This is a genomic window from Pseudomonas sp. SAR267, assembly GCF_052077595.1.
GTDB classification, from domain to species: domain Bacteria; phylum Pseudomonadota; class Gammaproteobacteria; order Pseudomonadales; family Pseudomonadaceae; genus Aquipseudomonas; species Aquipseudomonas vlassakiae.
Genome location: NZ_JBQIHU010000001.1, coordinates 2,758,027 through 2,782,831, shown reverse-complemented (window position 1 = coordinate 2,782,831; position 24,805 = coordinate 2,758,027). Strand labels below are relative to the sequence as shown.

The 24,805-nt window shown below is 63.1% G+C and carries 23 protein-coding genes and 1 pseudogene; 12 read left to right on the top strand and 12 right to left on the bottom strand.

All coding sequences use genetic code 11. From position 1 onward, the window contains the following. Window positions 1-26 precede the first annotated feature (26 nt). From ACTORR_RS13350 to coaBC, 3 genes and pseudogenes are all read right to left on the bottom strand, one after another. Window positions 27-1,394: pseudogene (locus ACTORR_RS13350) on the bottom strand (phosphomannomutase/phosphoglucomutase); the annotation flags it as partial. 144 nt (window positions 1,395-1,538) lie between these two features. Beyond that, window positions 1,539-1,994, bottom strand: a complete 456-nt coding sequence (dut, locus tag ACTORR_RS13345; RefSeq protein WP_054886764.1) for a dUTP diphosphatase — start codon at window positions 1,992-1,994, stop codon at window positions 1,539-1,541. 5 nt (window positions 1,995-1,999) lie between these two features. After that, complete coding sequence (gene coaBC / locus ACTORR_RS13340; protein WP_313200982.1) at window positions 2,000-3,211, bottom strand: bifunctional phosphopantothenoylcysteine decarboxylase/phosphopantothenate--cysteine ligase CoaBC; 1,212 nt, start codon at window positions 3,209-3,211, stop codon at window positions 2,000-2,002. Between the two features lie 128 nt (window positions 3,212-3,339). On the opposite strand from coaBC, the gene radC reads away from it, so the two are divergent. Next, window positions 3,340-4,020: a RadC family protein gene (gene radC / locus ACTORR_RS13335; protein ID WP_054886762.1), complete on the top strand. Its 681-nt coding sequence runs from the start codon at window positions 3,340-3,342 to the stop codon at window positions 4,018-4,020. Between the two features lie 126 nt (window positions 4,021-4,146). Here the strand turns inward: radC and ACTORR_RS13330 are convergent, their stop codons facing one another. Beyond that, window positions 4,147-5,736: an ABC transporter substrate-binding protein gene (locus ACTORR_RS13330; protein WP_054886761.1), complete on the bottom strand. Its 1,590-nt coding sequence runs from the start codon at window positions 5,734-5,736 to the stop codon at window positions 4,147-4,149. A gap of 361 nt (window positions 5,737-6,097) precedes the next feature. On the opposite strand from ACTORR_RS13330, the gene rpmB reads away from it, so the two are divergent. Next, entirely contained in the window at window positions 6,098-6,334 is a 237-nt protein-coding gene (gene rpmB / locus ACTORR_RS13325) for a 50S ribosomal protein L28 (protein WP_003253504.1), read from the top strand. Between the two features lie 11 nt (window positions 6,335-6,345). Then, window positions 6,346-6,501 (top strand): 50S ribosomal protein L33, encoded by a 156-nt coding sequence (gene rpmG, locus ACTORR_RS13320; RefSeq protein WP_003253507.1) that lies wholly within the window; start codon window positions 6,346-6,348, stop codon window positions 6,499-6,501. 67 nt (window positions 6,502-6,568) lie between these two features. Here the strand turns inward: rpmG and ACTORR_RS13315 are convergent, their stop codons facing one another. After that, the gene (locus tag ACTORR_RS13315) at window positions 6,569-6,772 is read right to left on the bottom strand and encodes an I78 family peptidase inhibitor (RefSeq protein WP_054886760.1); all 204 of its coding nucleotides are present in this window, start codon (window positions 6,770-6,772) and stop codon (window positions 6,569-6,571) included. A gap of 81 nt (window positions 6,773-6,853) precedes the next feature. Beyond that, window positions 6,854-7,213 carry a cupin domain-containing protein gene (locus ACTORR_RS13310; protein WP_054886759.1) on the bottom strand — a complete coding sequence of 120 codons (360 nt, stop codon included), beginning with the start codon at window positions 7,211-7,213 and terminating at the stop codon, window positions 6,854-6,856. Between the two features lie 196 nt (window positions 7,214-7,409). On the opposite strand from ACTORR_RS13310, the gene ACTORR_RS13305 reads away from it, so the two are divergent. Together ACTORR_RS13305 and ACTORR_RS13300 are read left to right on the top strand one after the other, a co-directional pair. Next, window positions 7,410-8,903 (top strand): aldehyde dehydrogenase, encoded by a 1,494-nt coding sequence (locus ACTORR_RS13305; protein WP_099815011.1) that lies wholly within the window; start codon window positions 7,410-7,412, stop codon window positions 8,901-8,903. Window positions 8,904-9,003: 100 nt separating this feature from the next. Beyond that, complete coding sequence (locus ACTORR_RS13300) at window positions 9,004-10,143, top strand: MFS transporter (protein WP_054886773.1); 1,140 nt, start codon at window positions 9,004-9,006, stop codon at window positions 10,141-10,143. Between the two features lie 38 nt (window positions 10,144-10,181). On the opposite strand, the gene ACTORR_RS13295 is transcribed toward ACTORR_RS13300, so the two are convergent. Together ACTORR_RS13295 and ACTORR_RS13290 are read right to left on the bottom strand one after the other, a co-directional pair. After that, window positions 10,182-11,738 (bottom strand): phospholipase D family protein, encoded by a 1,557-nt coding sequence (locus tag ACTORR_RS13295; RefSeq protein ID WP_313365691.1) that lies wholly within the window; start codon window positions 11,736-11,738, stop codon window positions 10,182-10,184. A gap of 60 nt (window positions 11,739-11,798) precedes the next feature. Beyond that, complete coding sequence (locus ACTORR_RS13290) at window positions 11,799-13,229, bottom strand: aminotransferase-like domain-containing protein (RefSeq protein ID WP_054886756.1); 1,431 nt, start codon at window positions 13,227-13,229, stop codon at window positions 11,799-11,801. 179 nt (window positions 13,230-13,408) lie between these two features. Between ACTORR_RS13290 and ACTORR_RS13285 the strand changes: the two genes are divergently transcribed. Then, window positions 13,409-13,639, top strand: coding sequence for a DUF1127 domain-containing protein (locus tag ACTORR_RS13285; protein ID WP_099815013.1), 231 nt, complete (start codon window positions 13,409-13,411; stop codon window positions 13,637-13,639). Between the two features lie 143 nt (window positions 13,640-13,782). Here ACTORR_RS13285 and ACTORR_RS13280 read toward each other — a convergent pair whose 3' ends face one another. Continuing rightward, window positions 13,783-15,075: an NAD(P)/FAD-dependent oxidoreductase gene (locus tag ACTORR_RS13280; RefSeq protein ID WP_262109955.1), complete on the bottom strand. Its 1,293-nt coding sequence runs from the start codon at window positions 15,073-15,075 to the stop codon at window positions 13,783-13,785. A 102-nt stretch (window positions 15,076-15,177) separates the two neighbouring features. Between ACTORR_RS13280 and ACTORR_RS13275 the strand changes: the two genes are divergently transcribed. After that, window positions 15,178-15,531: a YkgJ family cysteine cluster protein gene (locus tag ACTORR_RS13275; RefSeq protein ID WP_313365199.1), complete on the top strand. Its 354-nt coding sequence runs from the start codon at window positions 15,178-15,180 to the stop codon at window positions 15,529-15,531. Between the two features lie 2 nt (window positions 15,532-15,533). Here ACTORR_RS13275 and dadR read toward each other — a convergent pair whose 3' ends face one another. Then, window positions 15,534-16,022 carry a transcriptional regulator DadR gene (dadR, locus tag ACTORR_RS13270; RefSeq protein WP_003258963.1) on the bottom strand — a complete coding sequence of 163 codons (489 nt, stop codon included), beginning with the start codon at window positions 16,020-16,022 and terminating at the stop codon, window positions 15,534-15,536. A 153-nt stretch (window positions 16,023-16,175) separates the two neighbouring features. Between dadR and dadA the strand changes: the two genes are divergently transcribed. From dadA to ACTORR_RS13245, 5 genes are all read left to right on the top strand, one after another. After that, window positions 16,176-17,480 (top strand): D-amino acid dehydrogenase, encoded by a 1,305-nt coding sequence (gene dadA, locus ACTORR_RS13265; RefSeq protein WP_054886752.1) that lies wholly within the window; start codon window positions 16,176-16,178, stop codon window positions 17,478-17,480. Between the two features lie 147 nt (window positions 17,481-17,627). Beyond that, entirely contained in the window at window positions 17,628-18,701 is a 1,074-nt protein-coding gene (gene alr, locus ACTORR_RS13260) for an alanine racemase (protein WP_054886751.1), read from the top strand. A gap of 110 nt (window positions 18,702-18,811) precedes the next feature. Next, complete coding sequence (locus ACTORR_RS13255; protein WP_027917004.1) at window positions 18,812-19,360, top strand: cupin domain-containing protein; 549 nt, start codon at window positions 18,812-18,814, stop codon at window positions 19,358-19,360. A 136-nt stretch (window positions 19,361-19,496) separates the two neighbouring features. After that, the gene (locus ACTORR_RS13250; RefSeq protein WP_177332429.1) at window positions 19,497-19,922 is read left to right on the top strand and encodes a c-type cytochrome; all 426 of its coding nucleotides are present in this window, start codon (window positions 19,497-19,499) and stop codon (window positions 19,920-19,922) included. Between the two features lie 226 nt (window positions 19,923-20,148). Beyond that, the gene (locus ACTORR_RS13245) at window positions 20,149-22,008 is read left to right on the top strand and encodes an acetyl-CoA hydrolase/transferase C-terminal domain-containing protein (protein ID WP_313365198.1); all 1,860 of its coding nucleotides are present in this window, start codon (window positions 20,149-20,151) and stop codon (window positions 22,006-22,008) included. A 109-nt stretch (window positions 22,009-22,117) separates the two neighbouring features. Here ACTORR_RS13245 and ACTORR_RS13240 read toward each other — a convergent pair whose 3' ends face one another. Both ACTORR_RS13240 and rep read right to left on the bottom strand, forming a co-directional pair. Then, window positions 22,118-22,690, bottom strand: a complete 573-nt coding sequence (locus ACTORR_RS13240) for a xanthine phosphoribosyltransferase (protein ID WP_003253535.1) — start codon at window positions 22,688-22,690, stop codon at window positions 22,118-22,120. Between the two features lie 64 nt (window positions 22,691-22,754). Further along, window positions 22,755-24,764, bottom strand: a complete 2,010-nt coding sequence (gene rep / locus ACTORR_RS13235; RefSeq protein ID WP_054886748.1) for a DNA helicase Rep — start codon at window positions 24,762-24,764, stop codon at window positions 22,755-22,757. Between the last annotated feature and the right edge of the window lie 41 nt (window positions 24,765-24,805).

The window sequence follows — 24,805 nt, the reverse complement described above, 5'->3', positions numbered from 1 at the left end:
GGCTCCTGTAAGGAACAGATAGTCGGTCAGAACGGCAGTTGCAGCTCAGGGGCAACCCGCAGCAACTGGGCACGGAAAACATCCTTGATACGTTGCAACTCGGCGGCGCTTTCAGCCTCGAAACGCAGCACCAGCACTGGCGTAGTGTTGGACGCGCGGACCAGGCCCCAGCCGCTGGCGTAGTCGACCCGCACACCGTCGATGGTGGTCAGGTTGGCTTCGCCCCAGTCGGCGTCGCGTTGCAGTGCATCAATGATGCTGAATTTACCCTCGTCGGTCACATCAATATTGATTTCCGGGGTGGAAATATCGTTCGGGAAGGCAGCGAACAGCTCTTCGGCGCTCTGCGAGGCCTTGCTGAGGATCTCCAGCAGGCGCGCGGCGCTGTAGATGCCGTCGTCGAAACCGTACCAACGCTCCTTGATGAAGATGTGCCCGCTCATCTCGCCAGCCAGCAGCGATCCGGTCTGCTTCATCTTCTTCTTGATCAGCGAGTGGCCGGTCTTCCACATCAGGGCGCGGCCACCGTGCTGTTCGATCAGCGGGGTCAGGCGGCGGGTGCATTTGACGTCGAAGATGATCTCGGCACCCGGATTGCGTTCAAGCACGTCCAGGGCGAACAGCATCAGCAGGCGATCGGGGTAGACGATATTGCCGGTATTGGTCACCACGCCCACGCGGTCGCCGTCGCCGTCGAAGGCCAGGCCGATGTCGGCGCCGGTTTCCCTGACCTTGGCAATCAGGTCTTCGAGGTTCTCCGGCTTGCCCGGGTCCGGGTGGTGGTTGGGGAAGTTGCCGTCGACGTCGCAGAACAGCGGGATGACTTCGCAGCCCAGGGCTTCGATCAGCTGCGGCGCGACCACGCCGGCGGCGCCGTTGCCGCAGTCCACCACGACCTTGAGCTTCTTCGCCAGCTTCACGTCCGCGGTGATCTGCTGGAAGTAGCGATCAAGGATTTCGACCTTCTGCACGCTGCCTTCGCCGCGTGGCACGTCGTTGGTCTTCAGACGGGTCAGCAGGGCCTGGATCTGCTCGTTGGCCAGCGTGTCGCCAGCGATGACGATCTTGAAGCCGTTGTAGTCCGACGGGTTGTGGCTACCGGTGAGCATCACGCCCGATTTGCCGGCCAGCACGTTGGCGGCGTAGTACAGGGCTGGGGTCGGCACCAGGCCGACGTCGCTGACCTGGCAACCGGCATCGACCAGGCCTTTGATCAGCTGCTCGACGAGCATCGGGCCGGACAGGCGGCCATCGCGGCCAACGGAAATCTGCGGTTCGCCCTGGGCAATGGTCTGGGCGCCGATGGCGCGGCCGATCCAGTAGGCGGTTTCGCCGTGCAGGGTCTTGCCGACCACGCCACGGATGTCATAAGCGCGGAAAATGCTGTCTGGCAGTGCGGCGGGTGCCAGGTGGGCCATGTCGTTCATCTCGGGAAACTCCATTAGTCAGAGGCTTTCTGGGCAGGCGCAAACTGAACGCTTGGACGGTGGATTCGCCAGAGAGTTCGCCATCCTTGGCCTGAACGGTCGTTGCTTGGCTCAGTGGCTACCGGAATGGCCGAAGCCGCCTGCGCCACGCTGGCTCTCGTCGAAGCGCTCGACGATGTCGAAATGCGCTTGTACCACAGGAACCAGGACAAGTTGTGCAATGCGCTCGCCGACAGCGATGGTGAACGGCGTGTTGCCACGGTTCCAGCACGACACCATCAGCTCGCCCTGGTAGTCCGAGTCGATCAGGCCGACCAGGTTGCCGAGCACGATGCCGTGTTTATGGCCCAGGCCCGAACGCGGCAGGATCATGGCCGCCAGGCCTGGGTCGCCGATGTAGATCGACAGGCCGGTCGGGATCAGCAGGGTCTGGCCCGGCTCAAGGACGGTGTCCTCTTTCAGCAGGGCGCGCAGGTCGAGGCCGGCGGAACCCGGGGTGGCGTATTGCGGCAGCGGGAATTCGCTGCCCAGGCGTGGGTCGAGGATCTTGGCTTGAAGAGCGTGCATGTAACTTATTGAACCTGGTTGAGCCGTTCGGCGATGAAGGCGACCAGTTGCCGGGCGATCTTGCCCTTGCTGGTCTGCGCGAAGAGGGTCTGGTGCTGCTGGCGGTCGATCACGGTCAGGGCGTTCTCCTCGCTGTTGAAGCCGATGCTGGGGTTGGCCACATCATTGGCGACGATCAGGTCGAGGTTTTTGTCCTTGAGCTTGCGCGTGGCGTAATCGAGCAAGTGTTCGGTCTCGGCGGCGAAGCCGACGCTGAACGGGCGGTCGGCGCGGCCAGCGAGGGTGGCAAGGATATCCGGATTGCGCACCATCTGCAGCAGCATGCCGTCGCCGGTCGTAGGATCTTTCTTGAGCTTTTGCGGGGCGACTACTTCTGGACGGTAGTCCGCGACCGCCGCGGAGGCGATGAACAGGTCGCACGGCATGGCCGCTTCACAGGCCGCAAGCATGTCCCGTGCGCTGACCACGTCGATACGCTGCACGCGGTCGGGGGTCTGCAGGTGCACGGGGCCCGTAACGAGGGTCACCCGAGCACCGGCTTCGGCGGCCGCCTCGGCCAGGGCGAAGCCCATCTTGCCAGAGCTATGATTGGTGATGTAGCGCACCGGGTCGATGTTTTCCTGGGTCGGGCCGGCAGTAATCAGCACGTGTTTGCCGGTCAGCGCCTGGCGCTTGAAGCTTTCCGCGGCGCACCAGGCCAGGTCGGTGGCTTCGAGCATGCGGCCCAGGCCCACGTCGCCGCAGGCCTGGCTGCCCGAGGCCGGGCCGAACACCTGGATACCGCGGCTCTTGAGCAGCTCGAGGTTGGCCTGGGTGGCCGGGTCGCGCCACATCGCCTGGTTCATCGCTGGGGCCACGGCCACGGTGGCGTCGGTCGCCAGCACCAGGGTGGTCAGCAGGTCGTCGGCCATGCCTTGGGCCAGGCGCGCCATTAGGTCGGCAGTGGCCGGGGCAATCAGTACCAGGTCGGCCCATTTGGCCAGTTCGATGTGGCCCATGGCCGCTTCGGCGGCAGGGTCGAGCAGATCCATGTGCACCGGGTGGCCGGACAGCGCCTGCAGGGTCAGCGGGGTGATGAATTCGGCACCACCACGGGTCATGACGACGCGCACCTGCGCGCCGTGCTCCAGGAGTCGGCGAATCAGTTCGGCACTTTTGTAGGCGGCAATGCCACCTCCGACGCCGAGAACGATGCGCTTGCGATACAGCCGCTGCATAGGCTTGCCTTTTTCCAGTGAGAGCGGGCGGCGACGTTTGAACATGCCTGCGGCAGAACGTCGCATGTACGAGGCGAAATAGATTAACACAGGGCCGAAACGGGCCGCAGCACGGGTAGGGAGCGGGAATGAATATCAGGGAATGGCCGTCAGAAGAGCGGCCGAGAGAGAAGTTGTTGCAGCGTGGGGCCGGGAGCTTGACCGATGCGGAATTGCTTGCCGTATTTCTCGGCTCTGGCGTGCGCGGGTGCAATGTCGTTGAGTTGGCGCGACGGTTGTTGGTGAAGTTCGGTGGCTTGCGGCAGTTGCTGGAAGCCGAGCGGGACGCCTTTGTCGGTGAACTCGGCCTGGGGCCGGTGCGGTACGGCCAATTGCAGGCATTGCTGGAGATTGGGCGCAGGCACCTTGCCACGACCATTGAGCGAGAATCGGCAATGGACAGCCCGGCGGCAGTGCGACGCTATCTGAAATCCATGCTCAGGCATGAGGTGAGCGAGGTGTTCGGCTGCCTGTTTCTGGATTCCAAGCACCGGCCATTGGCGTTCGAGATCCTGTTCAGGGGTACGATAGACCGGGCGAGCGTCTACCCGCGAGAAGTGGTGCGTCGGGCGCTGCAACACAATGCGGCGGCGCTGATCCTGTGCCATAACCATCCCTCGGGCAACTGCGAGCCGAGCCAGGATGATGTGCACCTGACGCTGTCGCTGAAGCGGGGTTTGGGGTTGATTGATGTGCGCGTGCTGGATCACATCATCATCGGCGACGGCGAGCCGTTGTCGATGGTCGAGCATGGGTGGATTGTGGCTTAGGCGGGGCGATACGGTCAGGGCTGCAAGGCGCCTGTCTTGAGGGGTTTGGCGCCTATGAGATCGAGCGCCGCCCGCGCAGCGCTCGGTCCCACAGCCGCCAGACCTTGCAAGGCGGGCCGCAAAAACTTAGCGGGTCACAGAAACCTTGCTGAAATCCAGCCGCCCGAACGGGCTCACCTGATAACCCTCGACCCCTTGGCGCAACAGCGTCGCCGCCGTCGGGTGCGCCAATGGCACCCACAGCGCCTGCTGCTGGATCAAGGTCTGCGCCTGCTGGTAAAGGCGGCTACGCACGCTCTGGTCGTTGGTGGTGCGCCCGGCACTGATCAGCTGGTCCAGGCGGTTGTCGCAGAAGCGGGCGAAGTTGGTCCCCGATTGCACCGCCGCGCAAGAAAACTGCGGGCTGAGGAAGTTGTCAGGGTCGCCGTTGTCGCCAGCCCAGCCCATGAACAGCAGGTCGTGTTCGCCTGCCTTGGCCCGGCGGATCAGCTCGCCCCACTCGATCACGCGGATCTCGGCCTTGATGCCGATCTTCCCCAGGTCCGCCTGGAGCATCTGTGCACCCAGGCTTGGGTTGGGGTTGAGCAGGCTGCCCGACGGACGGGTCCAGAGGGTGGTGCTGAAGCCATCAGCCAGGCCAGCCTTGGCCAGCAGCGCCTTGGCTTTGTTCAGGTTCAACGGATAGCCGGGCAGGTCCTTGGCGTAGCTCCAGGTGTTGGGCGGGTAGGGGCCGCTGGCAGCGGTGGCGGTGTCTTCGAATACGGCCTTGAGGTAGGCCTGCTTGTCGAAGGCCAGGTTGATCGCCTGGCGCACCTCAGGCTTGTCCAGCGGCGGGTGTTCGCTGTTGATGGCGACAAAGGCGGTCATGAATGCCGGGGTGGTGGCGACCTTGAGGTTGCCGTCCTTGCCGGCCTCGGCGATGTCCACTGGCTTGGGCGAAAGGGCTACCTGGCATTCGTTGCGCTTGAGTTTTTGCAGGCGCACGTTGGCGTCGGTGGTGATGGCGAAGATCAGCGGGTCGACCGCCGGCTTGCCGTCGAAGTAATCCGGGTTGGCGCGGTAACGCACCACGGCGTCCTTCTGGAAGCGCTGGAACACGAACGGGCCGGTGCCGATCGGTTGGCTGTTGAGCTTTTCCGGGGTGCCGTCCTTCATCAGCTTGTCGGCGTACTCGGCCGAGTAGATCGAGGCGAAGCCCATGCTCAGGGTGGCCAGGAAGGTGGCGTCGGCGTGGGTCAGGGTGAAGCGCACAGTGTTCGGCTCGGGCGCCTCGATCGTCTTGATCAGGCTGCCCAGCTGCAGCGACTGGGCATGCGGGTAGCCGCCCGGAGCGGTCTTGTGCCAGGCGTGGGCGGGGTAGAGCATGCGCTGGAAGCTGAACAGCACGTCGTCGGCGTTCAGTGCACGGGTGGGTTTGAAGTACGGCGTAGTGTGGAACTTCACCCCGTCGCGCAGCTTGAAATCGTAGGTCAGGCCATCGGCCGACACCGTCCAGCTCTGCGCCAGGCTAGGCACCACCTTGCCCTGGGCCGCGTCGAACTCGACCAGGCGGTTCATCAGCACGTCGGCCGAGGCATTGGTGGTTGTCAGCGAGTTGTACTGAACCACGTCGAAGCCTTCGGGGCTGGCCTCGGTGCAGACACTCAACGGGGCGGCCTGGGCAACGCCTGCGGCAAACAGGGAGGTGAACAATAAGGAAAGGGCGGCAGCACGCATGGTGGCTCCTTGGCTGGTCGATGGCCCATCTGCCGGCGCAGTCTGGAAACGTCCTACCCTAGTGCGCGAGAAAGGAAATGACCACCTTCTTTTTCAGGTGCTTGGCGACGAGCGGTCGACAGTGTGGCGAGCGAGTCGTTATGCTGCTCGCGCACGATTCGTAGCAGCGGAATGCTCATCTTCTGTTGTTGCGGCGTAGTCTTTCTGGTATAAAGCAGCGCTCTTTTCTAGGGGCTCGGCCTGTCGCATCAGCGGATCCGGTCGGTAAGACCTCCAGAATCACGGCGCCTGGCGCCAAAGACTGAGAGATTAAGCGGCCAACCCATGCCGGGTTGGGCATGTGGTTTTAGAGGGCTGAGTCATGTCGAGAGTCTGTCAAGTTACTGGTAAGGGTCCAGTAACCGGGAACAACATTTCCCACGCAAACAACAAAACCCGTCGTCGTTTCCTGCCGAACCTGCAGCACCACCGTTTCTGGGTTGAATCCGAGAAGCGTTTCGTGCGTCTGCGCGTATCTGCCAAAGGCATGCGTATCATCGACAAGCGCGGCATCGACGCCGTTCTGGTTGATATCCGTAAAGCTGGCGCCAAGGTTTAAGGGAGAACATCATGCGTGAATTGATCCGTCTGGTTTCGAGTGCCGGTACCGGCCACTTCTACACCACCGACAAGAACAAGCGCACCACTCCGGACAAAATCGAGATCAAGAAATACGATCCGGTTGTTCGCAAGCACGTGGTGTACAAGGAAGCCAAGATCAAGTAATTGATCGGCGACCTGAAAAAAAACCCGCATCCGAAAGGACGCGGGTTTTTTTATGCCTGCGGCAAGGTCAGTTGAAGCTGAAGCCTTGGATCAACTGGTTGGCATCGGTATTGATGTGAATCCGGGTAGCGTCGTATTCGTGGGTGCTCATCTCGTTGGGGCCCACGACACGAGGGCAACCGGTTATTTCGGTAATGGTGCCTTTGACCGATGGCTCGTAAGGCGTACCGATCAGATGAGCGAGGGATTGCAGGATTTCGTCGTTGTTCATGTGCAGTTTCCTTGATTGAGGATGGCCCGATGTGGGCTGGGTCATCCTCCTGCATGCCTGCAAGCCGACTGCGTTACATAGTTACTTCTGCTCGAACATCACATAGATCTTGCGGCACGGCTCCAGCACCTCCCAGGTGCCCTTGAAGCCGGCCGGGATGACAAACCGATCACCGGTACGCAAGGTTTTGGCCCCACCATCCTGGTCGCGTAGCACCGAAACGCCCTGGACGATCTCGCAATATTCATGTTCGGTGTAGCTCACCGTCCATTGCCCGATTTCACCTTCCCAGACGCCCGCGGCGAACTGCCCGCATGGGCTGGAATAATGGTTGTAGACAGCCTGGTCCGGCTCGCCCTTGAGGATTTTTTCCGCGGCTGGGCGGTAGCGTTCGGCCTCGGTGAGAACCTGGGCGAAGTCGATGATGCTGGCGATGCTCATGGTGCGGCTCCTTTTGTTGTTTAATAAAATGCACATCAGTAGGCTTTTAGGCCGTTCTTGTCAAATATATTGATACTTTACCCCGCCTGGTTTAGGGTATCGCTTGCCAGTGTGCGTTCGTCGCCCGGCCAGAATTCTGACAACGCCTGTGAGTCCTCAGTGCGGCGTTGCACCTAAACAAGAGGAGGAGTTTCGTATGACCACCCTGACCCGTGCGGATTGGGAACAACGTGCCCAGCAACTGAAGATCGAAGGCCGCGCCTTCATCAACGGCGAATACACCGACGCCGCATCCGGTGAAACATTCGACTGCCTGAGCCCGGTCGACGGACGCTTCCTGGCCAAGGTGGCCAGCTGCGACCTGGCCGACGCCAACCGCGCCGTGGAAAACGCCCGTGCCACCTTCGATTCCGGCGTCTGGTCGCAACTGGCCCCGGCCAAGCGCAAGGCCACGCTGATCCGCTTCGCCGACCTGTTGCGTAAAAACGTGGAGGAGCTGGCGCTGCTGGAAACCCTGGACATGGGCAAGCCGATCAGTGACTCCTCCAGCATCGACATCCCGGGTGCGGCGCAAGCCATTCACTGGACTGCCGAAGCCATCGACAAAGTCTACGACGAAGTCGCCCCGACCCCACACGACCAGCTCGGCCTCGTTACCCGTGAGCCAGTAGGCGTGGTCGGCGCCATCGTACCGTGGAATTTCCCGCTGCTGATGGCTTGCTGGAAACTCGGCCCGGCACTTGCCACTGGTAACTCGGTAGTGCTCAAGCCGTCCGAAAAATCCCCGCTGACCGCCATCCGTATCGCCCAGCTGGCGATCGAAGCCGGCATCCCGGCGGGTGTACTGAACGTGCTGCCAGGGTATGGCCACACCGTGGGCAAGGCCCTGGCCCTGCACATGGACGTCGACACTCTGGTGTTCACCGGTTCCACCAAGATCGCCAAGCAGTTGATGGTCTACGCCGGCGAGTCGAACATGAAGCGCATCTGGCTGGAAGCCGGTGGCAAGAGCCCGAACATCGTCTTCGCCGACGCTCCGGACCTGCAAGCCGCCGCTGAAGCTGCCGCCAGCGCCATTGCCTTCAACCAGGGCGAAGTGTGTACTGCCGGTTCGCGTCTGCTGGTCGAGCGCTCGATCAAGGACAAGTTCCTGCCGATGGTGGTCGAGGCCCTCAAGGGCTGGAAACCAGGCAACCCGCTGGACCCACAGACCACTGTCGGTGCCCTGGTCGATACCCAGCAGATGAACACCGTGCTGTCGTACATCGACGCCGGCCACAAGGATGGCGCCAAGCTGCTGGCCGGTGGCAAGCGCACCCTGGAAGAGACCGGTGGCACCTACGTCGAGCCGACCATCTTCGACGGCGTGACCAACGCCATGCGCATCGCCCAGGAAGAAATCTTCGGCCCAGTGCTGTCGGTGATCGCTTTCGATACCGCCGAAGAAGCCATCGCCATTGCTAACGACACCCCATACGGCCTGGCCGCCGGTATCTGGACCTCGGACATTTCCAAGGCCCACAAGACTGCCCGAGCCGTGCGCGCTGGCAGCGTCTGGGTCAACCAGTATGACGGCGGCGACATGACCGCACCGTTCGGCGGCTTCAAGCAGTCGGGCAACGGCCGTGACAAGTCGCTGCACGCACTGGAGAAGTACACCGAGCTGAAAGCGACCTGGATCAAGCTGTAATCCAGGGGGCCGCCTGGCGGCCCTGCCAATGGCCGGGGCGGTTCATACCGCCCCGGCTTCGTCGTTTTTGCAATTCGACAATTCTGCCTGGGAGGCTGCAATGCGTTGGGGAACCTATTTTGCCGTGCTGGCGTCGGTGCTCAGTGTCGGGCTCGCGCTCGGCGTGAGCATGCCGCTGGTGTCCCTGCGCCTGGAGGCCTGGGGCTACGGTGGGTTCGCCATCGGCGTGATGGCGGCGATGCCGGCGCTGGGCGTGCTGCTCGGAGCCAGCCTGGCCAGCCGCCTGGCCGGCTGGGTAGGCGTACCCTCGGCGATGCGCCTGTGCCTGTGGGGAGGGGCGTTGTCCATTGGCCTGGTGGCGTTGCTGCCGAGCTACCCGTTGTGGCTGGCCCTGCGTTTGCTCATCGGCATGTCGCTGACCGTGGTGTTCATCCTCGGCGAAAGTTGGATCAACCAATTGGTAGTCGAGCAATGGCGCGGTCGCCTGGTGGCCTTGTACGGCAGTAGCTACGCCCTGAGCCAGCTTGCCGGGCCTCTGGTGCTGGGTTTCCTGGGTTCCGACGATGACTTCGGCTTCTGGGCCGCGACCAGCCTGTTGCTGTTGGCGCCGTTACTGTTGTTGGGCCGGGGTGGCGCACCGAGCACCGAAGCATGCAGCGTAACCTTCGGCGACCTGTTCGCCTTCTGCCGGCGTTTGCCGGTCATCGCCTGGGCTGTCGCCTTGTTCGCCGCTTTCGAAGCGATGATTCTGACATTGTTGCCGGTGTATTGCCTGCAGCAGGGCTTCACTACCGAAATTGCCTTGTTCATGGTCAGCACCGTGGTAGTAGGCGATGCCGTGCTGCAGCTGCCGATCGGGGCACTGGCCGACCACATGTCGCGGCAGGCCCTGTTCAGCGGTTGTGCCGTGACCCTGATGGTTACCAGCCTGGCGATTCCGTTGCTGCTGGAGACGTTGGCGATCTGGCCCTTGTGGGTACTGTTCGGCGCTAGCGCCGGTGGCTTGTTCACCTTGTCGCTGATCTTGATCGGCGAGCGTTACCGCGATGATGCGCTGGTGCGGGCCAACGCTCATGTGGCGCAGCTGTGGGGAATCGGGTGCCTGCTCGGGCCATTGCTGGCAGGTGCGGGCAGCCAGTGGATCAGCGGCCATGCGCTGCTGTGGCTGATGGCGGCAGGGGCCGCCGGCCTGGTGGTGCTGACCCGGCGGCCCGGGGCCTTTGAGCCCGCGTCTGCCTGATAGAGTTTGGGGCTGCGCAGCAGCCCCGGCAATTGTTGCTACAACATCTTCTCCAGCCCAACTGCCTTGCTGATCCAGGCATTGAACCTGCGCCATAGACCACCCGGCTCGGAGGTCAGAATGTGCCGTTGGCCATTGTCCTCAGTGGCCCAGACCAGCTTGTCACCCACCAGTTTGACCTGGTAACTCAACGCCGGCGCCATACCCTGCTGGGCCAGTTCGCGGGTGTACTCGGCCAGCTCCGGGCTGTCCACCAGCACGCCGACCTCGGTGTTCCACAGCACCGAGCGCGGGTCGAAGTTGAACGAGCCGATGAAGGTCTTGCGCCGGTCGAACACGATGGCCTTGGTGTGCAAACTTGAATCCGAACTGCTGCCGTGGAAGCTCAGGCGCGCAGGTGTCGGGTCGCCGGGCTGACGACGCAGTTCGAACAGCTGCACGCCGTGTTCGAGCAGGGCACGGCGATAGGGTGCATAACCGCCATGAACAGCCGGCACATCGGTGGCCTCCAGCGAGTTGGTCAGCAACTTCACCGAAGTCCCGGCGTCGGCCCGGCCGGTCAGGTACAGCAGGCCCGGCTCGCCCGGTACGAAATAGGCCGACATCAGGATCAGCTCGTGCTGCACGCTGGCCAGGTCCGGTGCCAGCTGCTGGCTCATCAACAACTGTGGGTCCGGCTCATCATCGGCCAGCACCTTGCTCGGGGCGTCCCACAGCGCTTGGGCGTGGGCCCAGATCAGCTCGTTACGCCATACATGCAGGCGCGGCTGCGACTGGTAGGACATGAGCCGGTCGTACAGGGCCTTGCGCTCTACCCGCGCCTGGGCCAGGGACACTTCCAGGCGCTGGCGGCTGGCGCGCAGGTCGTCGGCATCCGGTGCCTGCCAGAGGAAATCGGTGATCGGCCGGCTCAGCGCGCTGTTCCAGTACTGGTCGAAGCTGTGCCCCAATTGCTCGGCCACCGGGCCGACGCCGAGCAGGTCGATGTCGGTGAAGTTGAGGTTGGGTTCGGCATCGAAGTACTCGTCACCCAGGTTGCGCCCACCGACGATGGCCATGCTGTTGTCCACCAGGAACAACTTGTTGTGCATGCGCCGGTGCTGGCGCGACAGGTTGAACAGGCGGCCGACTGCCCGCGTCGCGCCGGTGCTGCGGCCCAGGTGCAAGGGGTTGAACACGCGGATCTGGATGTTCGGGTGGGCATCGAGGGTGCCCATGATGGTGTCCAGGCCGTCGCTGGTGGTGTCGTCGAGCAGGATGCGCACGCGCACGCCGCGGTCGGCTGCGCGCAGCAGTTCGTGTACCAGGGCGCGGGTGCTCAGCCCGTCGTGAACGATGTAGTACTGCAGGTCGATGCTCGCCTGCGCGTTGCGGATCAACTCGGCGCGGGCGCGGAATGCCTCGTTGCTGTTGGGCAGCAGGCGAAAGCCCGAGCGCCCCTCATAGGGTGCGGCCTGGCGTAGTACCGAGCGGCCGAAGGCCGACTCGCTGGCCGGCAGCGCCTGGCTGGTTTCACGGGGCGTGCCGATGCTGGCGCAGCCGTTGAGGCCGAGCAGCAGCACCAGCAGCAGAGGCAAGGCTCGCTGGAGTCTCAAGGGGGTATCGTCCTGTACGGCAAAGCGCTAAGGGGTTGGACTACCAAAGGCGGCGCAAAGTTACGCCCCGGCGTGGTCTTCAGCCAGTAGACGAATGGCGGTTTCACCGACCTTGCGCACAGCCGCTTCGATCTGTGGCGTTGGCCGCGCGGCAAAATTCATGCGCAGACAATGGCGGAATTTGCCCGAGGCCGAGAAAATGCTGCCCACGGCGATCTGTACGCCTTGTTCGAGTAAAGCGCGGTTCAGCCGTAGCGTATCGAAATGTTCAGGCAATTCCACCCACAGCATGAAGCCGCCCTGCGGTCGGCTGACCCGGGTGCCGGCCGGGAAATAGCAGGTTACCCAGTCGCTCATCAGGTCGCGACCACGCTGGTACTGGCTGCGCATGCGTCGCACATGGGGCTGGTAGTGGCCGGCGGCAATGAAGTCGGCGATCGCCAGTTGTGGCTGGCTGGCGGTGCTGCCAGTGCTGATGTATTTCATGTGCAGCACCCGCTCCAGATATCGGCCGGGGGCGACCCAGCCGATGCGCAGGCCTGGGGCGAGGGTCTTGGAGAACGAGCTGCATAGCAGCACGCGGCCGTCGTCGTCGAACGACTTGAGGGTGCGCGGGCGCGGGTAGGTGTAGGCCAGGTCGCCATACACGTCGTCTTCGAGGATCGCCACATCGTAGCGCTGGGCCAGGCTCAGCAGGGCTTTCTTGCGTGCTTCGGGCATGATGTAGCCAAGCGGGTTGTTGCAGCTCGGGGTGATCTGGATGAGCTTGATCGGCCATTGTTCAAGCGCCAGCTCCAGGGCTTCAAGACTGATGCCGGTGACCGGGTCGGTAGGAATTTCCAGGGCCTTCATGCCCAGGCCCTTGAGGGTCTGCATGGCGCCGTGGAAGCTTGGCGAGTCGACCGCCACGATATCGCCTGGCTCGCACACTGCGCGAATGCTGCACGACAGCGCCTCGTGGCAGCCCGTGGTCACCACCAGGTCGGCCGGGCTCAGGCGGCAGCCGGAGTCGAGCGTCAGCCGGGCGATCTGCTCGCGCAGGGCCAGGTTGCCATGGATATTGTCGTAGTACAGGCCCGGCATGTCCTGGCGCCGGCTCAGTTTGGCGAGGCTGCGCAGCAGTGGCTTGAGGGTCGGGCTGTCGATGTCGGGCATGCCGCGGCCGAGCTGAATGACGTCCTGACGCGGGGTACTGCGCACCAGTTCGAGCACCTGTTCCCATTGCGAGATATCCACCGGGCGTTGGGCCGGGCGGCTGACGGCGGGCAGGGCAGGAAGATGGCGATGGTCGCTGACGAAGTAGCCGGACTTGGGCCGTGGCGAAACCATGCCGCTGTCTTCGAGCATGCGGTAGGCCTGCTGTACGGTGCTCAGGCTGACGCCATGCTCCACGCTCAGGGCGCGCACCGATGGCAGGCGCTGGCCGGGGCGGTAGAGGCCCTGTTCGATGCGCGCACCGAGCAGCTCGGCGAGGTTCAAGTAGAGGGTCAAGGCATACTCCTACGCTTCTTGTAGGAAGCGACCAGTACAGTTGCGTTGAAAATACAGCATTCAGGCGTCAGAGGACCAATGCTGTATGGGAATAATAAGCCGGCATTGGATCTGTATTGCCGGGCCTGTCGTCGCGCATGCTTTCTCCACGGTTACGCACTGAATGGGAGAGAGCAGCGATGGGTGGCATGAGCGATGTGCGCTTGCAACTGTTGGCCAAGGAACTGGACGCCGGGCAGCAGACCAAGGTGTTCAACGCACCGGAAGGGCTCGGGCGTTGGGGGCTGATGCTGCATCGCTGGCACACCCGCCGGGCCCTGCTGCAGCTGGACGATGACCAGCTGCGGGATATCGGGCTGAGCTGGGAACAGGCACGTACCGAGGGGTGCAAACCCTTCTGGAGAGACTGACGCGGTCAACTGTAGGAGCGGCCTTGTGTCGCGAAAGGGCTGCGCAGCGGCCCCAGGTTTCAGCTTCGCCGCTGAAGTTGCTAGGGCCGCTTTGCGGCCCTTTCGCGACACAAGGCCGCTCCTACAGGGGGTAGCGCTGGTTTTCACACCAGCTCTTTCAGGCGATGCCAGAGCATTCCCAGGGCCAGTATCGGCGAGCGCAGGTGCTTGCCGCCGGGGAAGGTGACATGCGGCACCTTGGCGAACAGGTCGAAGCGCCCGCTTTCCTGGCCGCTGATCGCTTCACCCAGCAGGCGTGCGGCCAGGTGCGTGGCGTTCAGACCGTGGCCGGAATAGGCCTGGGCGTAATAGACATTCGGCTGGCTGGCCAGGCGGCCGACCTGTGGCAGGCGGTTGGCGCCGATGCCTATCATGCCGCCCCACTGATAATCGATGCGCACATCGGCCAGCTGCGGGAACACCTTGAGCATCTTCGGCCGCATGTAGGCCGCGATGTCTTTAGGGTCGCGGCCGGAATAGTGGCAGGCACCTCCGAACAGCAGGCGGCGGTCTGCCGACAGGCGATAGTAGTCCAGCGCTACGCGTTGGTCGCACACCGCCATGTTCTGCGGCAGCAACTGATGCGCGCGTTCTTCGCTGAGCGGCTCGGTGGCAATGATGTAGCTGCCGGCTGGCAGCACCTTGCCGCCCAGTTCGCGGTTGAGGTCGTTGTGGTAGGCATTGCAACACAGCACCAGAGTCTTGGCGCGCACCCGGCCCTGAGCGGTGTGCACCTGAACTTCGGGGCCGTAGTCGATGCGCGTGACCTCGGACTGCTCGAACAGCTTCACGCCCAGGCGACTGGCGACAGCCGCTTCACCCAAGGCCAGGTTGAGCGGGTGCAAGTGGCCCGAGCCCATGTCGATCAGGCCGCCGACATAGCGATCGGAGCCCACCACGCTGTGCATCTCATCCTTGCCGACCAGGCGCAACGCGTGGCGGTAGCCCAGGCTGCGCAGTTCATCGGCACTCTCGGCAAAACCCTTCAGCTCTTCGGCTTTGTTGGCCAGGTCGCAGTAACCCCAGGTCAGGTCGCAGGCAATGGCGTGACGTTCGACCCGTTCGCGGACGATCTCCACGGCTTCCAGGCCCATCAGCTTCATGCTGCGTACGCCTTCCTCGCCGATCACTGGAAGAAACTGCTCCAGGCCGTGGCCGACGCCGCGGATCAGCTGGCCGCCATTGCGCCCGCTGGCTCCCCAGCCGAGCTTGCGGGCTTCCAGCAGGACCACCGAGAAGCCGCGCTCGGCCAGTTCGATAGCCGTGTTCAGCCCCGAATAGCCGCCACCGACGATACACACATCTGCGCTGTGCTCACCTTGCAGGAAGGAATGGTCCGGGTGGGGCGCGCTGCTGGCGGCGTAATAGGAAGCGGCGTGCTGCGCGCTGTGGATCATGGGCGAAGTCCTGTTGCTGTTCTGAAAGTGGCAGAATAAGCCGAGGCCTGACAGTTGGCCTTATAATTCAGCCTGATTTAAATTTCATGTGTTTCTCCGGCCATGTCCTGCAACCGTCACAAAATCCATTTCCTGCGCGAACTGATCCCTTCATTCGAGTGTGAGCCCGGCTGCCATGACTGCTGCGGCCCGGTCACCACCTCGTCTGAAGAGATGGCTCGCCTGCCGCGCAAGACCCAGGCCGAGCAGGATACCGCGCTGGAGCACCTGAACTGCGTGCACCTGGGCCCCAACGGCTGCACCGTCTATGAAGAACGGCCGATGATCTGCCGCCTGTTCGGCACCACGCCGCGCCTGGCCTGCCCACGCGGCCGTGGCCCGGACCCGATGATCGAGCCCGAAGCCGAGCAGCTGGTTCATCAGTTCATCGCCAGCACGCGTCAGGTGCTGGTCTAGGCTCAGTCCGGGATTGGCAGGCAGAGGCTCTCCTTCACCTCTTCCATGACGATGTAGCTCTTCGATTCGCGCACGTGCGGCAGTTTCAGCAGGATGTCGCCGAGCAGCTTGCGGTACGAGGCCATTTCCGAAATGCGTGCTTTCACCAGGTAGTCGAAGTCCCCCGAGACCAGGTGGCATTCCAGCACATGGGGCAGTTTGAGCACCGCCCGGCGAAACTCCTCGAAGGTATCGCCGGACTTGTAGTCCAGGCTGATTTCCACGAACACCAGCAGGCTGCCCTTGAGGTGCTGCGGATTCAGCCGGGCGTTGTAGCCCATGATGATGCCCTCGCGCTCCAGGCGACGTACGCGCTCGGTGCAAGGGGTGGTGGAAAGCCCAACTTTCTCGCCCAGTTCGGTGAAGGAAATACGCCCGTCATTCTGCAGGATGCGCAGAATGTTACGGTCGATCTTGTCCAGTTCACGCTTGCTCTGGTGCTGGGTTCTCATAGGGGATGCCCCTCCGTGAAAGGCGATTTTGCCGAGAATTCTCGCCAATAATAGGCTTTTATATAGTGAAATGCACTGGGCTTAGATTCTTATACTGCGCGCATCCATGCCATATCAACAAAATAGCGGTGCGCCGCGTGCGAGGGATGAACAATGCGAGTATTGGTACTTGGTAGCGGTGTGATCGGTACCGCCAGTGCCTATTATCTGGCCCGGCAAGGCTTCGAGGTGACCGTGGTCGACCGCCAACCGGCAGTGGCCCTGGAAACCAGCTTCGCCAACGCCGGCCAGATCTCGCCCGGCTATGCCTCGCCTTGGGCCGCCCCAGGCGTACCGCTGAAAGCCATCAAGTGGCTGCTGGAGCGCCATGCGCCCCTGGCCATCAAGCTGACCGGTGATGTCGACCAGTACCTGTGGATGGCGCAGATGCTGCGCAACTGCACCGCCAGCCGCTACGCGGTGAACAAGGAGCGCATGGTGCGCCTGTCCGAGTACAGCCGTGACTGCCTCGACGAGCTGCGTGCCGAAACCGGTATTGCCTACGAGAACCGCAGCCTGGGTACTACCCAGCTGTTCCGCACGCAGGCCCAGGTAGACGCTGCGGCCAAGGACATCGCCGTGCTCGAACAGTCCGGGGTGCCATACGAGTTGCTCGACCGCGACGGCATCGCCCGTGTCGAACCGGCCCTGGCCGGGGTGAAGGACATCCTTGCCGGCGCCCTGCGCCTGCCCAACGATCAGACCGGCGACTGCCAGCTGTTCACCACCAAGCTCGCCGAAATGGCTGTGAAGCTGGGCGTGGAATTCCGCTTCGGTCAGGACATCCAGCGCCTGGACTTCGCCGGTGACCGCATCAACGGCGTATGGATCGACGGCAAACTGGAAACCGCTGACCGCTACGTGCTGGCCCTTGGCAGCTACTCGCCGCAGATGCTCAAGCCACTGGGCATCAAGGCCCCGGTTTATCCGCTCAAGGGGTACTCGCTGACCGTGCCGATCACCGATGCCGACATGGCGCCGACCTCGACCATTCTTGACGAGACCTACAAGGTTGCGATTACCCGTTTCGACAACCGTATCCGCGTGGGCGGCATGGCTGAGATCGCCGGCTTTGACCTGTCGCTGAATCCGCGTCGACGCGAAACGCTGGAGATGATCGTCAACGACCTTTATCCTCGCGGCGGCGACCTCAGCCAGGCCAGTTTCTGGACCGGCCTGCGCCCGGCGACCCCGGATGGTACGCCGATCGTGGGTGCCACTGCGTTCCGCAACCTGTTCCTCAACACCGGCCACGGTACGTTGGGCTGGACCATGGCGTGCGGTTCCGGCCGCCTGCTGGCTGACCTGATTGCGCGCAAGAAACCGCAGATCAGTGCTGAAGGCCTGGACATTTCCCGGTATGGCAACAGCCCGGAAGTCGCCAAGCACGGTCAGACCGCGCCTGCCCACCAGCAGTAAGGTCGCCTGTACCGACCTCTTTGCGGCTAAAGCCGCTCCCACAGCTACCGCATGATCCTGAGTGTCATGCGGCCCCCGTGGGAGCGGCTTCAGCCGCGAAGAACCCAACACCGTTTTCAACCTGTGAATCACCATAAGGCAGCCGCCATGCGTCCCGCCCGCGCTCTGATCGACTTGCAAGCCCTGCGCCACAACTACCGCCTGGCCCGTGAACTGTCCGGTGCCAAGGCCCTTGCCGTGGTCAAGGCCGACGCCTACGGCCACGGCGCCGTGCGTTGCGCCCTGGCCCTGGAGCCAGAGGCCGACGGCTTTGCTGTGGCCTGCATCGAAGAAGCGCTGGAGTTGCGCGCTGCCGGCATCAAGGCGCCGGTGCTGCTGCTCGAAGGCTTTTTCGAAGCCAGCGAACTGGCGCTGATCGCCGAGCACGGCCTGTGGTGTGTGGTGCATTCGCTGTGGCAGCTCGAAGCCATCGAGCAGACCCAGATGCACAAGCCACTGACGATCTGGCTCAAGCTCGATAGCGGCATGCACCGCGTCGGCCTCCACCCCAAGGATTACCACGACGCCTACCAGCGCCTGCTGGCCAGTGGCAAGGTTTCGCGCATCGTGTTGATGAGCCACTTCGCTCGTGCCGACGAGCCGGAGGCCGATGCCACCGAGCAGCAGATCGCCGTGTTCAACGCCGCCCGCGAAGGCCTGGCTGCCGAATGCAGCCTGCGCAATTCGCCCGGTGTGCTGGCCTGGCCGCAAGCCCCGAGCGACTGGGTACGCCCAGGCATCATGCTGTATGGCGCCAGCCCCTTCGAAGCCGACCAGCCCCAGGCCGCACGCCTGCAGCCGGTGATGACCCTGCAATCGCGCGTCATCAGCGTGCGCGAGCTGCCTGCCGGGGAACCAGTGGGTTACGGCGCCAGGTTCGTCAGCCCGCGGCCAACCCGCGTTGGCGTGGTTGCCATGGGCTACGCCGACGGCTACCCGCGCCACGCACCCACCGGCACGCCGGTGGTGGTCGCCGGCAAGCGCAGCCAACTGATTGGCCGCGTGTCGATGGACATGCTCTGCATCGACCTGACCGACGTGCCCGAAGCCACCGTCGGCAGCCCGGTCGAGCTGTGGGGCAAGCAGGTGCTGGCCAGTGATGTGGCCATGCAGGCTGGTACCATTCCCTACCAGATCTTCTGCAACCTGAGGCGTGTGCCGCTGGACTATCACGGCGAATAAGGCGCCGAAGCGGACAGCTTGAGGGGCGGTGTGTTGTAAATACTGAACGGCATTGCCATGATATCGTTCACATTCACCCCGCCATCTCACCGTTTCAGGAGGCGCAAGCTTTGGACGTCGGCGAACGACTGCAAGCCATCCGCAAGCTCAAGGGCCTTTCCCAGCGGGAACTCGCCAAGCGCGCAGGGGTGACCAACAGCACCATCTCGATGATCGAGAAGAACAGCGTGAGCCCCTCGATCAGCTCGCTGCGCAAGGTGCTCAGCGGCATTCCCATGTCGATGGTCGAATTCTTTTCGGTCGAACTCGAGGCCGAGAGCCCCGCGCAGATCGTCTACAAGGCCCACGAGCTGATCGACATCTCCGACGGCGCGGTGACCATGAAGCTGGTGGGCAAGTCGCATCCCAACCGTGCCATCGCCTTCCTCACCGAGGTCTACCCGCCGGGTGCCGACACCGGTGCCGAAATGCTCACCCACGATGGCGAAGAAACCGGCATCCTGCTCGAAGGCAAGCTCGAACTGGTGGTGGGCAACGAGATCTTCATCCTCGAAGCGGGCGACAGCTATTACTTCGAAAGTACCCGCCCGCACCGTTTTCGCAACCCGTTCGACGCGCCTGCGCGGCTGATCAGCGCGGCTACCCCTTCGAACTTTTGATCCAGCGCAGTGCATTGCTTCGGCAATACCCCTTTCCAGAGTAGGGTCGTTCCACGGTATCCGGGTTCCCGCTATACTTTTCAACGCTCGCATTACCGTGGCCGCGGGCGTGATTAGCCACCATGAGGGTGTTCGCGTGAACCAAATCAAGAAGATGCTGGCCATACCAGCAGCCGTATTCGCCCTTTGGGCAATGAGCGCTACCGCAGCGACCAACGACGAGCTTGCCAAACGCCTTGAGCCGGTCGGCCAGGTGTGTGTGCAGGGCCAGGAATGCAAGGGTATGGAAGTGGCAGCCGCAGCAGGCGGTGGTGGTGGCGCCAAGACCCCGGATGAGGTGATTGCCAAGCACTGCAACGCCTGCCACGGGTCAGGCTTGCTGGGGGCACCGAAGATTGGCGATACCGCCGCATGGAAAGAGCGCGCGGACCATCAGGGCGGCCTGGACGGGATTCTGGCCAAGGCCATTACAGGCATCAACGCCATGCCGCCCAAAGGCACCTGCGCGGACTGCTCGGATGATGACCTGAAAGGGGCCATCAAGAAGATGTCCGGGCTGTAAGCCACAGATGAATTCACAAGGCCCGCCATTTCTGGCGGGCTTTGTATTTGTGCTGCCTGTGCCGGCCTCTTCGCGGCTAAAGCCGCTCCCACTGGTACTGTGCAGGGGCCAAGGGCTGTGCGATCCCTGTGGGAGCGGCTTTAGCCGCGAAAGGGCCGGCACAGGCAACCAACCCGTTTGAGCCCATGTCCAACCCCTGACCCCATGGATGATTCAGGAGGCCACGATGCACCTTTGCTCCATCGACCAGGCCGTCGAGCAAGTCCTTTCCCAATTGCCAGCCCACATCCACATGGGTCTGCCGCTGGGCCTGGGCAAGCCCAACGCCTTCGTCAATGCCTTGTACACCCGGGTCCGCGACCTGCCTGAGCGCCAGCTGACCATCTACACTGCGCTGTCGCTGGGGCGCCCAGCTCTTGGTGATGGCTTGCAAAAGCGCTTCCTCGAGCCGTTCGTCGAGCGGGTGTTCGCCGACTACGAAGAACTCACCTACCTCGCCGACCTGCGCAACGACAGCCTGCCGCCGAACATCCGCGTCGAGCAGTTCTTCATGCAACCCGGCAGCCTGCTGCACAGCGAAACCGCCCAGCAGGACTACATCAGCAGCAACTACAGCCACGCCGCGCGTGACATCAACGCCAAAGGCCTGAACCTGATCGCCCAACTGGTCGCTGCCACGCCCGAGAAGCCCGTCCACCTGAGCCTGGCCTGCAACCCCGACATCACCCTCGACCTGCAGCCGATGATCGCCAAGCGGCGTGCGGCAGGGGAAACCATCCTCATGCTCGGCCAGGTTCACAGCGAGCTACCGTACATGCCGGGCGATGCCGAACTGCCGATCGATGCGTTCGACCTGCTGATCGACGAGGCGGAGCAGCGCCGACTGTTTTCTACCCCCAACATGCCAGTCACCACGCAGGATCATTGCATTGGTTTGCACGCAAGCTCACTGGTGCGTGACGGTGGCACGCTGCAAATCGGCATCGGCGCCATGGGCGATGCACTGGCGGCGGCATTGCTGGCGCGCCAGGGCGACAACGCGGGCTACCGCGCCTTGCTCGACGAACTGGATATCGGCCCCTGGCAGACGTTGATCGAGCGCGAAGGGGGCCTGGAGGCCTTCACCCAAGGTCTTTACGGTTGCAGCGAGATGTTCGTCAACGGTCTGCTGGCGCTGGTCGAGGCGGGCGTGGTGCGCCGCCCGGCGGATGAGCAGGGTGCGCTGGTGCATGGCGGTTTCTTCCTCGGCCCGCAGGCGTTCTACCAGCGCTTGCGCGAGATGACGCTGGAGCAGCGTGCCCGGTTCAGCATGACCCGCATCAGTTTCATCAACGAATTGTACGGGCAGGAAGACCTCAAGCGCCGCCAGCGCCGCGATGCGCGCTTCGTCAACACGGTGTTCGGCATGACCCTGCTCGGCGCCGGCGTGGCCGACCAGCTGGAGGACGGGCGGGTGCTGAGCGGGGTGGGCGGGCAGTACAACTTCGTCGCCCAGGGCCATGCACTGGAGGGCGGGCGTTCGGTCCTGCTGCTGCGCAGCTGGCGCGAGTCGGGGGGGGAGGTGAGCTCCAACCTGTTCTGGAGCTATGGCCACTGCACCATTCCCCGGCACCTGCGCGATATCGTGGTGACCGAATACGGCATCGCCGACCTGCGCGGGCACACCGATAGCGAGGTGATTGCGCGGTTGCTGGCGGTGAGCGATTCGCGGTTCCAGGGGGCGTTGATGGAACAGGCCAAGCGCGCCGGCAAGCTGGCGAGCGATTTTCAGCTGGATGCGCGGTTTAGCGACAATACGCCTGAGCGTCTGGAAGCAATCAAGGCGCGTCATGGCCGGTTGTTCCCGGAGTATCCGCTCGGTACGGATTTCACGGCCGAGGAGCGGGATTTGTTGCGCGCGCTGAACTGGTTGAAAAGCAAATTCAAACTGAGTGAGGTGCTGGAGCTGGGCAAGGCGGCACTGGAAGCGCCAGGGCCAGAGGGGTTTGAGGCGCACCTGGCGCGGATGCAGCTGGATCGGCCGCAGGGGTTGAAGGAAGAGCTGTATCAGCGGTTGCTGCTGGCGGGGTTGGCGGCGACCAGATAGAAAGGGTTGCTGCCATTCGCGGGCAAGCCCGCTCCCACAGGTACCGCACAGCTTTTAAAACCTGTGCATACCTGTGGGAGCGGGCTTGCCCGCGAAGCAGGCGACGCGGTTACTCGATGAACGAAACCACACCACCTTCCAGCGACTTCACCCGGGCCAGCGATTCGACGCGGTAGCCCTGGCTGTCCAGCTCGGCACGGCCGCCCTGGAACGACTTCTCGATGACGATGCCCAGGCCGGCAACGGTGGCTCCGGCCTGCTTGATGATCGAGATCAGCGCTTGCGATGCCTTGCCGTTGGCCAGGAAGTCGTCGATCACCAGCACGCGGTCGCTGCTGTTGAGGTGGCGCGGCGAGATGGCCACGGTGTTCTCGGTCTGCTTGGTGAAGGAATACACCGAGGCGGTCAGCAGGTTCTCGGTCAGGGTCAGCGACTGGTGCTTGCGCGCGAAGATCACCGGTACGCCCAGCTTCAGGCCGGTCATCACCGCCGGGGCAATGCCCGAGGCTTCGATGGTGACGATCTTGGTCACGCCGGCATCGGCGAACAGGCGGGCGAACTCGTCACCGATCAGCTGCATCAGCGCCGGGTCGATCTGGTGGTTGAGAAACGCGTCGACTTTGAGAACCTGATCGGAAAGCACGATGCCTTCTTCGCGAATCTTCTGATGCAGTGCTTCCACTGTGTATTCCTCGATGTAACAAAGGTGGCCGCTGGAAGCGGCAGATTTAAAGGATAAGGGTTGATCAGCGTTTGAGCATTGCCCGGATGTCGGCAAGGGCATTGTTGCCGCGTGCGGCCTTGACCTCGACCGGTGCATCGTCCAGGCCTTCCCAGGCCAGGTCGTCGGGCGGTAGTTCGTCGAGGAACCGGCTGGGTGTGCAGTCGATGATTTCGCCGTACTGCTTGCGCTTTGCGGCGAAGGTGAAGGCCAGGGTCTGGCGCGCGCGGGTGATGCCCACGTAGGCCAGGCGGCGTTCCTCTTCGATGGTGTCGGCCTCGATGCTGGAGCGGTGGGGAAGGATCTCTTCCTCCATGCCCATGATGAACACGTAAGGGAACTCCAGACCCTTGGAAGCATGCAGGGTCATCATCTGTACACCTTCGGCGTTTTCTTCCTCTTCCTGCTGGCGCTCGAGCATGTCGCGCAGCACCAGCTTGCCGATGGCGTCCTCGATGGTCATGTCACCCTCTTCGTCCTTCTCGAGGGTGTTCTTCAGCGCTTCGACCAGGAACCAGACATTGCTGATGCGGAACTCCGCTGCCTTGTCGCTGGCGGTCTGCTGGCGAATCCAGTTCTCGTAGTCGATGTCGCGGATCATCTCGTGCAGCGCGGCGATCGGGTCTTCCAGGGCGACCTTGTGGCGCACCCCGTCGAGCCAGTGCTTGAAGCGTTGCAGGCGCTCGGTGTAGCGCGCATCCAGGTGCTCACCCAGGCCCAGCTCCTCGCTGGCAGCGTACATCGAAATGCCGCGCTCGGTGGCGTAGTTGCCGAGCTTTTCCAGGGTGGTCGAGCCGATTTCCCGGCGCGGTACGTTGATCACCCGCAGGTAGGCGTTGTCGTCATCCGGGTTCACCAGCAGGCGCAGGTAGGCCATGAGGTCCTTGACCTCCTGGCGGCCGAAGAAGCTGTTGCCGCCCGACAGGCGATACGGCACCTGGTGGTGCTGCAACTTCAGTTCGATCAGTTTGGCCTGGTAGTTACCGCGGTAGAGGATCGCGAAGTCGCTGTACGGGCGGTTGGTGCGCAGGTGCAGGGTGAGGATCTCCATGGCCACGCGCTCGGCCTCGGCTTCCTCATTCTTGCAGCGGATCACACGGATCTCGTCGCCTACGCCCATCTCGCTCCACAGCTGCTTTTCGAAAGCATGCGGGTTGTTGGCGATCAGCACGTTGGCACAGCGCAGGATGCGGCTGGTGGAGCGGTAGTTCTGTTCGAGCATGACGATCTTCAAGGAGGGGTAGTCCTCCTTGAGCAGCATCAGATTTTCTGGGCGGGCGCCACGCCAGGCATAGATCGACTGGTCATCATCGCCCACCACGGTGAACTGGTTGCGCATGCCGATCAGCATCTTCACCAGCAGGTACTGGCTGGCGTTGGTGTCCTGGTATTCGTCCACCAGCAGGTAGCGCACGCGGTTCTGCCAGCGTTCGAGCACGTCGGGGTGCTCCTGGAACAGCTTGACCGGCAGCAGGATCAGGTCGTCGAAGTCCACCGCGTTGAACGCCTTGAGCGTGCGCTGGTAGTGGGTGTAGACGATGGCGGCGGTCTGCTCGCGCGGGTTGCGCGCCTTCTCAAGGGCTTCGGCGGGCAGGATCAGGTCGTTTTTCCAGGCACCGATCATGTTCTTGATCTCGTCGATGCCGTCGTCGCCGGAGTATTCCTTCTGCATGATGTCCGACAGCAGCGCCTTGATGTCGGATTCATCGAAGATCGAGAAGCCCGGCTTGTAGCCCAGGCGCTCGTGCTCCTTGCGGATGATGTTCAGGCCCAGGTTGTGGAAGGTACACACCGTCAGGCCCCGGCCTTCCCCCGGACGCAGCAGGGTGGCGACCCGCTCCTTCATCTCGCGGGCGGCCTTGTTGGTGAAGGTCATCGCCACGATGTACTGGGCACGGATGCCGCAGTTCTGGATGAGATGGGCAATCTTGCGCGTGATCACGCTGGTCTTGCCCGAGCCAGCACCGGCGAGCACCAATAGAGGGCCGCCGACGTAGTCACGGGCTTCCTGTTGCCGGGGATTGAGTCGGGACATGCTAGAAACCGGGGGTCGCCAGAAAATAGCCGCGCATTCTA